The following is a 13,901-nucleotide window of genomic DNA, read 5'->3' on the forward strand; positions in this document are numbered from 1 at the left end:
ACTAATATCCAAAAACGTATTCAGCGCTTTCGATCTAGATAAGTCAAGCAATCTTATAGCTGCCGCCAGTTTTGTTAGGACAAAATCAAAACGCCAAAGAGAGTTGCTGCGCGGAGCGCGGCAACTCTCTTTGGCGTTTTATGTCCTGATACAGTTGGCGGCAGCTATATCTCACAGAATAAAAGAGAGGGTGGGCGCTACGCGCCCACCCTCTCTTTTTATTAACTATTTCGATTCTGTGAAGTCAGCATCGATAACATCGTCATCGCCACTAGCAGCATCCTTAGTACCATCTTGAGGTGCAGCACCTTCAGGAGCTTCCGCACCACCTTGCTGATAAACCGAGGAACTGAGAGCGTACAACGCTTGCTTCAATTCTTCAGTTTGAGCAGAGATCGCTTCATGGTCATCCTTAGCGATCACTTCGCGTAGAGACTTGACCAAACCTTCAATCTTGGTCTTTTCAGCATCAGGAACCTTGTCTCCAAGATCCTTAAGTTGCTTCTCAGCTTGGTAAGCAAGAGAATCGGCTTGGTTTTTAGCTTCAATGCGATCGCGCTTTTCCTTGTCAGCGGATGCATTACGCTCGGCTTCATTCACCATGCGCTCGACTTCATCCTTAGGCAAGGTGGAAGCACCAGAGATAGAGATAGTTTGCACCTTACCTGTTCCCTTATCCTTAGCAGTTACTGACAATAGCCCGTTAGCATCAATGTCAAAAATAACTTCGATTTGAGGTACGCCACGAGGAGCGGGAGGAATGCCATCAAGACGGAAAGTTCCGAGACTCTTGTTATCGTTGGACATTTCCCGTTCACCTTGCAGAACGTGAATTTCCACATTACTTTGTCCGTCAACCGCAGTCGAGAAGACTTCCGATTTCTTAGTAGGAACAGTGGTATTTCTTGGGATAATCTTGGTCATTACGCCACCCAAGGTTTCCACACCGAGGGATAGAGGTGTAACGTCAAGCAACAAGATGTCCTTAACTTCACCAGCCAATACGCCAGCTTGGACGGCTGCGCCGATCGCCACAACTTCATCGGGGTTAACGCTTTGGTTAGGTTCCTTGCCCAGAATCTTCTTAACTACATCCTGAACCGCAGGAATACGAGTAGATCCACCCACAAGAACAACTTCATCAATCTTGGACTTGTCGATCTTGGCATCGCGGACGGCTTGCTCGACGGGAATGCGGCAGCGATCGATTAGATCTGAGCAGAGTTCTTCAAACTTAGCGCGAGTCAAGGTGGTATCTAAGTGCTTAGGACCATCTTGGGTAGCGGTGATAAAGGGAAGATTGATTTCAGTTTGAGTGACGCTCGAAAGCTCGATCTTTGCCTTTTCAGCTGCTTCAGTCAAGCGTTGTAGAGCTTGCTTGTCTTTGCGAAGGTCGATACCTTCAGCGGCTTGGAACTGGCTAGCCAAGAAATCTACGATCTTCTTGTCAAAGTCGTCACCACCAAGGTGAGTGTCACCGCTGGTAGACATTACTTCAAATACGCCATCGCCCACTTCAAGGATCGATACGTCAAAAGTACCACCACCAAGGTCAAATACGAGGATGGTTTCGTTAGTCTTGCTATCTAGTCCATAGGCTAAAGCTGCGGCAGTAGGCTCGTTGATGATGCGGAGAACTTCAACACCAGCAATCTTACCCGCGTCCTTGGTTGCTTGACGCTGAGAGTCGTTGAAGTATGCGGGAACGGTGATAACGGCTTGGGTAACGGTTTCGCCTAAATATTTGCTAGCGTCATCGACCAGCTTACGCAATACTTGCGCGGAAATTTCTTCGGGTGCAAATTGTTTGCTAGCGGCTGGTGCATCAATCTTGACGTTTTCGCCCACCTTCATAACTTTGTAAGCGACTTGCTTAGATTCGCCGCTAACTTCGTCATAACGTCTACCGATAAAGCGCTTTACAGAATAAAAGGTGTTATCAGTATTCATAACTGCTTGGCGTTTGGCAATTTGACCAACCAAGCGATCGCCATTTTTAGCATAGGCAACAACGGATGGTGTGGTACGGAAGCCTTCGGCGTTTGCAATCACCGTTGGCTTGCCCCCTTCCATGACGGCGACGACTGAGTTTGTCGTACCTAAGTCGATTCCAACTACTTTAGCCATGAGGCTTCCAACTCCTAAGTTTTGTTAATCTTTTATCTCATACAAGATTAGCTACTTTTCCCGATTAGCACATCAGGGGGACTCTACCTAATCTGGTAGGGTTTCCCGTACAAAGGGCTTAGCTGTTGGTTGTTAGCTGTGGCTTCCACCAGTTTTAACCTTACTGCAAATTTTGCATGGCTCTCTGTGCGTAGTAGCGCATTTCTTCAGCCCTCCGCCATAGCTCTTGTCCAGTATGTAAATGGCGATCGTCAAAATTTAAAGTGAAATAATTTAACTCCTCAATGCCATCACTAATGGCATTGAGGCAGTGGTAGAGATAGCTGGCTATGCCTGCGGCAGATGCGGGGTTAGGAAAGGATCTAAAGAAAATCTGTGCCTTGGCATAGGAGCCTCGACATTCATCAATGTAGTCCTCAAAGTCTTCCATGAGTCCATCGTCATAGGGATCGTCGGCAAGGGCATCGATCTGTTCGTCAAGACTATCGATAATCCCCTCTAGCAGATCGATGATCGGTTCGTAAACTTGTTTGCTCCAACGATCAATTTTTTGATCTTCATTAAGATGGGTTTCGCGCTTACTAGTCGACTTTTGGGAGCTCTGCGAGGAACCGCTAGGATTGTGTTTAATACCAAGGCTGCGATCGTAATGGGCGCGAGATTGAGGATTGCCGAGAACTTCATAGGCGAGGTTAATCGAGGCGATATCATCGTGATTATCGAGATGATGATTGCAATCAGGATGAAATTCTTTAACCAGTCCACGATACGCAGATTTGACCTCGGCAGGAGCAGCGTTATAGGCAATCCTCAGGGTTTTGTAATGATTTACTTGTTGGGTGCGATCGCTTGTCCTAGCCATGTCCTTTTGATGTGTCTGCGAATATAGTAATTTGCTGATGCTTTGATGCTGAGATGCTGAATCTTCATGGGTTCTGATTTTTTTGAACCGTTATTTTGAAGCAGAGCAAAAATTTTCTACTAAGCACCTATTAAGCATTTTGTAGGGATATTTAGCGATCGTCAACCACTTGACAGGTAAACCTACTCCTTTCCCAGTCAAGAAATAGCGGTGCGGGGCTTTGCCCCGCACCGCTATTTCTTGGTTTTATATGTCTATTTCTTTAGTGGGAAGAGAGTAGTTGTCAACCCTTGCTTTATAGTCAAGTAATTAGAGCTACGCTATATCTTTATTTTTGAGATAACTATTGCTAAAGCGATCGCGCATCTGGTAATATTGCAAAGGATTAAATTCGCTGGTGTAGCTCAGTTGGTAGAGCAACTGATTTGTAATCAGTAGGTCACGAGTTCGAGTCTCGTCCCCAGCTTACTTTTCATGTCTAAAAAACCCTAAAAAGCCTTGCAATGCAAGGCTTTTTAGTTTATGAAAAATAAATAGTCGTACTTAATACTACCTAGTCACCACTGTTTTTTAGTCATAATTTTAGGCTAGACAAATAGGAGCATCGAAATTGGCGGGAAGATCGCCCAAGCGAACAGGAACTAAAGAAGGCGATCGCTAACTTAGCGATGGCAACAAATTAAGAACAGGTTGCAGGGAAGATCGGACAAGGTCAATGAGGCTTTGGTGAAGATGGAATCGGGCGATCGCTCTCCTGCTTTAGATCTTCTCTTCAAAGGCTTGCTTGCTCTTCCTCCTGCCATCTTTTAGTTTGTCGAACTCACGTTAAATAGAATATTCTTTGACACGGGGCAAGATTCCCATGAGGGTTAGCAAGGCGATCGCACTCAGGGCAATGGGCGTTATAACTTCAAAGGCTTCTAGATCTTTAAAACCCCGATCAACGGCGCGATCGAATTCCTGCTGGTTAATGGCGATCGCTTGGTCGAGAGCCTTATCAAAGCGATCAAACGCCCAGTTAGATTGCCCTTCCGCATTGCCAATGCAAAGGGCAACAGCCGCCTCACGATTACCCGCTTGCTGAAGTTGGCGAATTTGGCGATCTATTTCTAAATACTTCCCTAAAGCCACTAAGGTGGCGATCGTTGCTTCCTTCTCTCCCTTAAAGGTAATGTTATTGAGCGCCTCAGCAAATAATCCGTTAAATCCAGCATTATTATTGCTGCTTAAGTTAGTTATGACCTTATTGAAGGCTGTTTCATTGGGCGGAATGTCGGCTAGTTTTGTCACTTTGCTAAAAAAACCTTGCTCGTGCTTCGCTGCCATGGCTATATCTAAAAGATACCGACTTTCATCGCCATTAGCGCTATAGGCTAAGGCGCGAATTTGCCAAAGCGCATGAATGGATGTAAATGCATCCTCTTTGGCAAGCTTGAGTTGACTAGAAGAGGAAAATAATGCGCGAAAGGTATATCCCATAAAGAGAATGGCGATCGCTGTTGCCGCTAGGAGCATCGGGTTGAGAAGTCGCCGCATCCTTTTATTGAGGAAGATCTGCAAAACAACTAGAATCACGAGCAAGCCCAGCCCAACGATCGCCACAAAAAACAAATTCTTGCCCATATTAAATTTTTGTTCAAGATATACGCGATCGAGGGCGGAGCGATTGGTTTGATCCAAAGCATCCGCAGCAGGTAACAGGGTGTTATCAACAATATCTATCCCAGCTCGAAATGGCTCTAGGATAGCTATATTATTTTTTTGTTTTTGATAAATCCGCGCTTCATGGATTTTCAGTCGATAGTCGCCTAGGGCAACAAATAAGGTGCGAATGGGATTTCGCTCAGCATCACCGTAGGTGATATTTTCGGCGGCGGCTAGGGTTGCTTCGACCACTTCTTTACGGCGATCGTCATAGGCTTTTTCGGCAGTAGGATTTTTACCAGCTTCCACTAGTAATTTATTGGCAGCATTGGCATCAAGATCGGCAATTCCCGATTTAATATGTTGAGCGGCGATAATGCTTGGAGCCGTGTCTTTACCAATGGTTTTAAGGGCATAGCGCTGCCCTTGGACTGCGGCAATGGTGGTGATGAGCAGCAGGGCACAGGTTCCCCAAGTTAGGTATAAACCACCCTTCAGCATCTGTGGCGTATTGAGCCGAGGAGTCGGGGCGATCGCTTTTTGCGGATTGGCAGTGAGATTGCTCATGGGAACGAACCTAATTTACAGATGGAACGCAGATAGAATGCAGATGGAACGCAGATAGAAATACAGAAAAACGACCTAGATCGAGTCGGGAATGGCTTTAACTTCAATACTTGACCAATGACCGATGGCAATGCGATCGCCATCTTTAAGGGGAATATCAACCAAGGATTTGATCTCGATACCGTTCAGCAATGTGCCGTTAGAAGAGCCAATGTCGCGGAGCACATACGATCCATCGTCTCGACGATTAATGAGAGCATGGCGAGAAGAAACTGCATCATCGTAATCTAAAGGAACTTCGGGATGAATGGCGCGTAATTCGCTAGTGCGACCGATTAGATTACTGGGCTTTTCTAAGCGAAACGTCACTGGGGCTAGATCGTGGGGCGGTGGCGGGCTATCGGCACTAGCTAAGGCAGGATCGATCGCTACAACCAATTCCCATCTAAAGCGCTCTTGTTTAAGAGAGGGAATCACTGGAGGGCTCGGAAGATCGTTAGTTACCGCAGGTTCAACGACATTGGCGATCGCGCCTTGCTTGATGGTATCGCTCGCAGCATCTTGGGAAGAAGTATCTTGGGAAGAAGTATCTTGGGAAGATATGGAAGCAGAGGATAATGGAGCTGATATCGGGATTGGGACTTCACCGTGACCGCCAGTTACAAAATTGTAGCCGCAGATCTCGCAAAAGTTTCCGCTACCAACTTCATGGGGAGCAGTACAATCGGGACAGATTTGGCTCGACCTCGATGGACTGGCTATTCCCGCGATCGCTACCGCATTACTGCCAGCAATCTTAACGCCACATTCCGAGCAATAGTCCGACTCAACTGACGCGTGACCTTTAGAACAAGTATAAATGGACATAAACAATTAACGACTATAACGACCATAACGAACGGTAACGGTAAGACAATGGGAATTAGCGATCCTTGGGAATACGGGTAGTTTTAGTAGAGCGAGTTTCTAACGCCATCGCATCCTCTTTGGCAATATCGCGTTTGAGTTTGACCGTACCCGAAGGTGCGTCTTCAATATCAACAACCGTTCGGAGCAGTTTTGCCGTGGCTTCGTTTCCTGAGTTATAGGCAAGTTTTACAGCTTTGCCAAGTTTCACTGTCGCCGCCTCGACATCTCCTCTCTCACGGGCTTCTAAACCTTCCTGAATTGATTGGGCTAGCTCCGCTTGCCCAGTATAGTGAGCGACGCGGCGATCGATTTTGGTCGATTTGGCATCGTCATCTGTCCAAATAGCAAGGATACGCGCCTCGGCAACTTTATTCTCTACGCCATCGACCGTACAAATCAGACTCGCACGACCTGCCAGCATCTCATCGCCCACATTGCCCGCATTGACCTCTATGCAAAAGTGATAGTCGCGAGATTCTGCTTTACCCCACGCGCCCGTGGGATATTCGACGACCTGCGGTTTGACTACTTTGGCGCGATCGCTAAGTTCGTTAATTTCAGGGCTGACTTGCTTACAGAATAGGATCCTCGCTCCCTGTGGAGTCCAAATCCGCATCGCAACATCGCTAATACTCTTGCTCATCGCCTTGTTGAGAATGTTACGGAAGTCAGCTTCGATCGCATCGGGATGGGGAATAATGTCCGTCGTTCCTAAAAGCTTGCTAGCAATTTCTTGCAGTTGCGCCACTTTCCAATCAGTACCGACTCCACGGCAATCGCACTGGAAGATCCCTTCACAGGCAAGTAGCACATTTTTTAAAGGTCGTTCGTCAATTTTGTCATTTTGCCCGTCGGTGAGTAACAAGGCTTGACGCACAGCATTGGGCATTTTTTGGAACTGCTCTAAAGCCTTGTTCAACCATGTGGAGATCGCTGTCGTGCCGCCAGGTTCTATATTTTTAATTGCTACGATCGCTCTCTGCTTGTTTTCTGGTGTCGCCTGTAGCAGGGGAACGGTTAATTGTGCTTGCTCGAAACCTGTGACGAGGAAAAAGTAGACGTTCTCTGGTAATAGGTTAACCAACTGTGTCATCGCACTTCTGGCGGCATGAATCTTGCTGCCTGACATGGAGCCAGAGATATCACAAATAATGCCAAACAGTTTCCCGTGATTAGCTGTATTAGCGGGTATTGCGACATTCTCAATCCCCTCCGCTGTCACCGTCATGATGGCATGAACCTCTCTTGCCCCTTGAGGCAAAAACTGATTCTGAAAAACTTCGGCTTTAAACTGCATAGAGTTAGAAGATCCTGTTTCAACTTAAGTAAAGTATAGAACCGCAACAGTGATGTTATCGTGTCCGCCTTGCGATCGTGCAAAATCCACCAAATGATGACTAATTATCGCTGCTTCAGTGGAGGAAGCCTGTTGCATCAACGCAAAGATTTGTGAAGCTTCAGGGACATAGTTCCACAGACCATCGGTACAGAGTAAAAGGTATCCCTCGCTCGGAATTGGGAAATTCAGAATCGAAGGCTTGGCAATATCGCTAACATCCGCTCCGAGCCAACTGGTAATGGCGTGAGCGTGGGGAGATTTCAGCGCCTGTGCCTCTGACATTTTACCCGATGCAACCATGTCATTCAGCCATGAGTCATCCACGGTAAGTTGTCGAGAGGCATTGGCGGCAATCCAATAGGCACGGCTATCGCCCAGCCAGCCGATCGTCGCTTCGCGCTCCTGCACGATCGCCGCCACGAGTGTTGTCGATGGCGGATCGACATTAGCCCCAGTCTTGTAAGGAATAATCGATACGGCTTGTAATGCCGCTGCGATCGCCTGTTGCATCACCTCTGCGTTGTTTTGACCCTGACCGTCACTCCGAGTGAGGCGATCGCCAAGAAACTCACAGGTAGTTTGCGCCACGGTTTGCGATGCAAGTTCGGGGGTTTGGGAGCTAGACACACCATCGCAGACCACCAGAATTTGTGTAGATGGACTTGCGATCGCTTCTAGAGCCAAAAAGTCTTCATTGCGATGATGCTTAAGTCCGCGATCGCTTACTCCTGCAAGATAGGGCGATCGCTCCACTGCAAAACGATCTTGCGCCGCATCGCGATTCCGAAAACCGCAGCTAACACAATACCCATCGCCATCTATATCGGTCGCTCCGCATTTACCGCAAACCTTCGCCCCATTCATTGGCTGAGCATCGGCGACGAGGGGCGTTCCGCATTCCTCACAAAAGCGATCGGTTGGAAGAATTACAACTAGACATTGAGGACAATTCATATTTCTCATTCTTAAAAATTATGCTGCTAACTAGCTACTTCCTTCCCAGTGAAGGATTAGACGTTGCGGCGCAACGTCTAAGTAGCTAGGTATAAGTAAACTTAAAACCTAGATGAGCGTACCGCCCGCGTAGCGGGCGGTACGCTCTCTGGTTTTGGTTTTTAATTATGCCAAACTACTTAATGCTCTTTTGACGGAGCAATTCTACTTCTTCAGGTGTTAGCGACCAACCTAACGCGCCAGCATTCTGTCTCGCTTGTAAGGCATTTTTTGCTCCAGGAATAGGGATAACATTTCCCTGCGTGATGAGCCAATTCAAAGAAATTTGCGCGGGAGTTTTATCATACTTCTCCGATAAATCCTTTAAGGTCGAAAATAATGGCTCAAGCTGTTGTAATGCGCTAGAACTAAATCGTGAATCAACCCGCCGCGCACCTTGTAAATGCTTGACCGTTTCCGCATTATACTTGCCAGTTAGCAGTCCTTGAGCGAGGGGGCTATAGGCAAGAATAGTCACTCCCAACTGTTTTGCCTTTTGGAGAACTCCATTTTGTTCGATTTGTCTGGTTAAAAGAGAATAGGGAACTTGGTTGACTGCCAAAGGAATTCCCCTTTCCGCAAGGTAATCATGGGCAATGGTCATCTGGGCTGCGGAGTAATTACTCACCCCAACAGATTGAATGCGTCCTTTTTTGACTTCCTGCGCCAATACCTCCATAAAGTCTCTAGTTTTAAGTACAAATTCTAGGGGCCAGTGAATTTGATAAAGACTAATTTGTGATGTTTGCAAACGTTCGAGACTGGCAGTTAGGGCGTTAGCGATCGATTCGCGCCGCCAACGCCAAGGCAAAGGGAAATATTTGGTAGCAATTTGGATATTTGCCGCAGTTTTCTGACTAAACTTACCGATCAAACGTTCTGATTCGCCAAGTCCATACACTTCGGCTGTATCAAAGAAGGTAACGCCCGCATCAATAGAAGCTTGGAATGCTTCCGCTACATCCTGAGAGCCAAAATCTTTACCGTAAGCCCAAAACAGAGTGTCTCCCCACGCCCATGTACCTACGCCTATTGCAGTTACTATTGGACCATTGCTGCCGAGTGTAATAGTTTGCATATATTCTTGGTCGATCTTTGCTCGCTCATTATAACTAATACCAATTCCCAAAATGGCGTTGCCATTTTGGGAATCTCAAAACCTGACTGGGTTTGGTGTTTAATTCACAAAAGTGTTGTCACACTTTCGTGAATTGGTATAAGTAGTTCAGCATAATTAACAATCAAAATCAGAGAGCGTAACGCCAACTTCGCGGGCGTTTCGCTCTTCTGGGAAATACTGCTATTTTTTATGCTTTCAGGTTCTTCGTTTTAGGGTTGTGATTTTAAATCTTCAATTTTTTTCTTAGCGCGGGCGATCGCCAGCCCATTATCAATAGGGGCAATGATCGTACCCATCAAAGCCGCTGCATTGAATAAACGTTTTTTCTGATCTTTGCTATTGTCCAGCGAAACCATGACAATCCCCAACAACATCGCGACTCCGATCAGTATCAGGAAAGGCTGCCAACGCCTTGTATAACCGTAACCCCCTGCGGGGAGTAATAACGAGATGATGACCGCAATGGTGATATTCTTTTGAGAGAGGTTGTAAACTTGCTTGAACTCCTTCTCATTTTTAGTTTGTTCCAAATTTTCTAATTGTTTTTGGAAATCTTCCTGTGACATAAAAATATATAGTGATATGTATTGAGTTGCCTGAAAAATTATATAGTAATGCTTGTGAAAATTAGAGCATACGGCACTGGTCAGCTAATGGGGGATGGATTCTGAAATGCCCATTTCATACCAACAAAAAAGGCGCAAATATGTCGATCGCACTTTAGCTGATCAGTGTCTAGCTATATAAAAGGTGAATATAGCGATCGCGATCACAGAAAATCAACAAATTAATCACAAACAATTATCAGAATAAAGACGAGAGTATATAGGGAAATGCTTGGGTTTTGGAGTTGCTATGAATTGTCGATTTTGCCAAAATTATGAGCCAAAGGGAAGATATGGCGGTCATTGCCATTTATTATCGGTAGAGGTACAAGGGAAGTGGGTTGCCTGTAGTCACTTTTTTACTAAATTCTCGAAACAGACATTAGTTGCGAGTGAAAAAATAAGTGTTGATTTAACAAATGTTAATTTAATGAGGTCTAGTGCAAAAGCCTCCAATAATCACTAATATATAATGGATAGATAATATACATAATAGATCAAGATATAAACGTATAAAGCAATAAGTTTGCCTGAAATATCGCTCTTTTTATGAATTTTTATCCTTACAAAAACTAAGTAGATCCGTATATTTCAAAGAAATATTTTAAGAACCAAAATAAAGCCTGTGTGACCTGATATAAGGTCAGTACAGGCTTTTAAATTTGTAGGTTGCAAGTAGGTTAATGCCTCCCTACTTAACAAAAATTATGTGATTATGACGCTGGGGGATTGGATTAAAAGTTATTTTTAGTTATATTCTAGGGTAGCATTGGCAGAGACGCATAATACTTCGTATTTTCTTGTAAATATCACAATCCATAACGAGCAGTCCAACTCATAAAACACTCATAAAACACTCATAAAACTTTGTATGTATATAGCAGTCCTAAATCATTTGTAGATTTTTGGGTTTGTGGAAGCGTCCCCTTTTGGGGAGCGCTTCCACAAACCATTTAGGATTGCTATAGGTTATTGGGATTGCGGGAATGAAGCCGAGACATTTTTATCCTTCCTAAGAATATTTTGTAATCGCTCAAGAGTTTAATGACTGCTTGAAAATTGCCTAAAAATGTCTAAAACCACTTAAAAATTTAAGGTGCTTCTATGATTAAACTGAGAATTTTTAATATTCAAATTCCCCAAGAACTGAAACCGATTGAATTATCCATAGAAAAAAGCCAAAAAAATGATTTTCTCTTTGGTCGCGCACCTCAATGCGATGTTTTTCTTGATAACAGCACCGTGAGCAGACACCACGGTAAGATCTTCTTTGAAGACGAACAATATCATTACCTTGATTTGGGAAGTACTAATGGTTCCCAAATTAATAACCTCGTACTTACACAATTTCGACCATTTCGCCTTTCTGTGAACGATACGATTCAATTAGGTGACTTTGCCATCTTAATTGAGGAAATTAAGCTTCCTACTCGACCCATAAGAATCTTAGAAGAGGAAGAAGATCCGACTGAGCCATCGGTTTCCCACTTAGAGCAGCCCATTGTAACAATTCAGAAGTCCAGCGATCGCCCTGTAGCGGTCGAGCATCAGCATGAGTTGCAGCCGATTGAATATTGGACTGAGGGTTCGATCGCCCTTGAATGCACCAGAATTGTTGACGAAACCGAAGATGTGAAAACCTTCTCCTTTGTCGCCAATCCAATTCGACTATTTCGATATCAATCGGGACAGTTTCTCAATCTATCGTTAGAAATAAATGGAGTGGAACTCCAGTGTTCCTACCCGATAGCTTCCTCCCCATCCCGTCCCTATGCCCTCGAAATTACTGTTAAGCGCCCTCTTACCACTAATAATCAGGCTACAGAAGCAACGATGTCTGAGGGATTGATTTCCAATTGGCTACATTACAATCTGACGGTGGGTAGTCGGATTCGCTCTCATGGATTTTTGGGTGGTTTTAACTGTACGGACAATCCCTCCCAAAAATTATTACTGCTATCGAATGGCATTGGAAGCGCTCCCATGCTATCGATATCCCGTTGGCTTTATGACACCCATTCTGATTGCGATATTACCTTCTTGCACTGTGCCCGCAGTCCACAGGAAATTATCTTTCGCCAAGAATTAGAAATCATGGCAACGCGATCGCCAAAGTTTCACCTAGCCATCAACATAACTCACCTGAAATCCCGATCAGCTTGGCTCGGATTACGCGGCAAACTTACATCTGAAATGCTCACGATGATCGCGCCCGATTGGCGCGATCGCCCAGCCTTTGTGTGCGGCTCCGATAGCTTTATACAAAGCACAAAGTCCTTGTTAGAAAATATGGGGTTTGACATGGCTCAATATCACGCCGAAAGCTTGCAGGAAGTAATCTAGAAAAATCAACCTAAATGTTGAATGAGCGCCTGTCGCATGATGTCGATCGGTACTTCTTCCTCTAGCCAAAATTCCAGAGCGATCGCCCCCTGATAGATGAGCATCTCCAACCCATCAATTGCCTTTAGCCCTCTTGCGGCAGCAATTTGTAAAAATTTGGTGGGTCGAGGAGTATAAATCAGGTCATAGACGATCGCCCGATCGCTTAGGAGTGCCATTTCAGCTTCGTTAATTGGGGTTTGTGGATCGTTTGCCATACCGATTGGGGTGGCATTGATCACGATCCCCGCCACTTCTAGTAAAGAGGGAATGGATGTCCAAGGATGGACGCGCAGGTTGTAATCTTGCAACTGGCTGGTCATTGCCCCGTGGAACTTCTTAATTTTTTTGGGGTCGCGCCCTACTACGTGAATTACGGGACAACCTAGATCTAGACAAGCCGCAACTACAGCCTTTGCAGCTCCTCCACTGCCTAGAACTACGGCTGGCATATTTTTCCAATCACAATCAAGTTGCTTGAGGGGCTCTAAAAAACCTGCCACATCGGTGTTTGTGCCAAACCAGCGATCGCCAATTCGTTTAACCGTATTAACTGCGCCGACAGATTGGGCAATGGGGGTAATTTCGTCTAATAGGGGGAGTATTTCGATTTTATGGGGAATCGTTAGATTAAATCCTTGTACCGATTGAATCTTCTTGATCCCTGCGATCGCAGTTGGCAAATCATCTACAGGGATTGGAAATGGTAGATAGACATAGTCCATCGCCATCGCCGCGATCGCCGCATTATGCATCACAGGTGAAAGACTGTGACTGACAGGAAAACCCATCACACCTAAAATTTTGGTTGTCCCGAGGACTCTCCCACTCATAGTTACTTACCTTAAAGTAGTTAGAAAACTATGACACAAATGTTTCGCCTAAAGAGTAAGCAATATCGCGATCCCTAATATATTTTGACGGTATTTTGACAGTATTTTGATGGTATTTTGATGCTCTAACCCATATCAGGACAATTAAGTAGCCTTAAAACCAAAAAAGCATACCGCCCGCTACGTGGGCGGTATGCTTTTTTGGTTTTTAATTATGCGGAACTACTTACTTGGGGATCTAGAATTTTTGTGAAAATGCCTACAAACCTTTTATACCAATTCCCAAAATGGCAACGCCATTTTGGGAATCTCAAAACCTTACTGGGTTTGGTTTTTAATCCACAAAAGTGTTGTCACACTTTCGTGAATTAGTATTACTTAATGCAAGTCTAGCTGATAAATTAAGGGAATTATAGCTGCCGCCAACTGGATCAGGACATAAAACCCCAAAGAGATGTTACCGCGCGGAGCGCGGCAACTCTCTTTGGGGTTTTGATTTTGTCCTAACAAAACTGGTGGC

The 13,901-nt window shown here is 45.1% G+C and carries 10 protein-coding genes and 1 tRNA gene; 2 read left to right on the plus strand and 9 right to left on the minus strand.

The annotated features are described in order from the left end of the window. Positions 1 to 225: 225 nt before the first annotated feature. Together dnaK and AC805_RS12055 are read right to left on the minus strand one after the other, a co-directional pair. Entirely contained in the window at positions 226 to 2,127 is a 1,902-nt protein-coding gene (dnaK, locus tag AC805_RS12050) for a molecular chaperone DnaK (RefSeq protein ID WP_055075671.1), read from the minus strand. Between the two features lie 160 nt (positions 2,128 to 2,287). Further along, positions 2,288 to 2,989, minus strand: coding sequence for a J domain-containing protein (locus tag AC805_RS12055; RefSeq protein WP_055075672.1), 702 nt, complete (start codon positions 2,987 to 2,989; stop codon positions 2,288 to 2,290). A 393-nt stretch (positions 2,990 to 3,382) separates the two neighbouring features. Here AC805_RS12055 and AC805_RS12060 point away from each other — a divergent pair. Next, positions 3,383 to 3,455: transfer RNA gene (locus AC805_RS12060), tRNA-Thr, on the plus strand. 359 nt (positions 3,456 to 3,814) lie between these two features. On the opposite strand, the gene AC805_RS12065 is transcribed toward AC805_RS12060, so the two are convergent. The 6 genes from AC805_RS12065 to AC805_RS12090 form a co-directional block, all read right to left on the minus strand. Further along, on the minus strand, positions 3,815 to 5,200 hold the full coding sequence (locus AC805_RS12065; RefSeq protein WP_055075673.1) for a hypothetical protein: 1,386 nt from the start codon (positions 5,198 to 5,200) through the stop codon (positions 3,815 to 3,817). Between the two features lie 75 nt (positions 5,201 to 5,275). Further along, positions 5,276 to 6,067: an FHA domain-containing protein gene (locus tag AC805_RS12070; protein ID WP_055075674.1), complete on the minus strand. Its 792-nt coding sequence runs from the start codon at positions 6,065 to 6,067 to the stop codon at positions 5,276 to 5,278. A gap of 55 nt (positions 6,068 to 6,122) precedes the next feature. Then, positions 6,123 to 7,406 carry a VWA domain-containing protein gene (locus AC805_RS12075; RefSeq protein ID WP_055075675.1) on the minus strand — a complete coding sequence of 428 codons (1,284 nt, stop codon included), beginning with the start codon at positions 7,404 to 7,406 and terminating at the stop codon, positions 6,123 to 6,125. A gap of 24 nt (positions 7,407 to 7,430) precedes the next feature. Next, positions 7,431 to 8,402 carry a PP2C family serine/threonine-protein phosphatase gene (locus AC805_RS12080; protein WP_055075676.1) on the minus strand — a complete coding sequence of 324 codons (972 nt, stop codon included), beginning with the start codon at positions 8,400 to 8,402 and terminating at the stop codon, positions 7,431 to 7,433. A gap of 175 nt (positions 8,403 to 8,577) precedes the next feature. Continuing rightward, a complete protein-coding gene (locus AC805_RS12085) occupies positions 8,578 to 9,519 on the minus strand; it encodes an aldo/keto reductase (RefSeq protein WP_055075680.1) in 942 nt (313 codons plus the stop codon). A gap of 251 nt (positions 9,520 to 9,770) precedes the next feature. Continuing rightward, entirely contained in the window at positions 9,771 to 10,127 is a 357-nt protein-coding gene (locus AC805_RS12090) for a hypothetical protein (RefSeq protein WP_055075677.1), read from the minus strand. A gap of 1,143 nt (positions 10,128 to 11,270) precedes the next feature. Between AC805_RS12090 and AC805_RS12095 the strand changes: the two genes are divergently transcribed. Further along, on the plus strand, positions 11,271 to 12,509 hold the full coding sequence (locus AC805_RS12095) for an FHA domain-containing protein (RefSeq protein WP_055075678.1): 1,239 nt from the start codon (positions 11,271 to 11,273) through the stop codon (positions 12,507 to 12,509). Between the two features lie 5 nt (positions 12,510 to 12,514). Here AC805_RS12095 and AC805_RS12100 read toward each other — a convergent pair whose 3' ends face one another. Further along, on the minus strand, positions 12,515 to 13,381 hold the full coding sequence (locus AC805_RS12100; RefSeq protein ID WP_055075679.1) for a shikimate dehydrogenase: 867 nt from the start codon (positions 13,379 to 13,381) through the stop codon (positions 12,515 to 12,517). Between the last annotated feature and the right edge of the window lie 520 nt (positions 13,382 to 13,901).

This window comes from Pseudanabaena sp. 'Roaring Creek', assembly GCF_001402795.1.
Classification (GTDB): domain Bacteria; phylum Cyanobacteriota; class Cyanobacteriia; order Pseudanabaenales; family Pseudanabaenaceae; genus Pseudanabaena.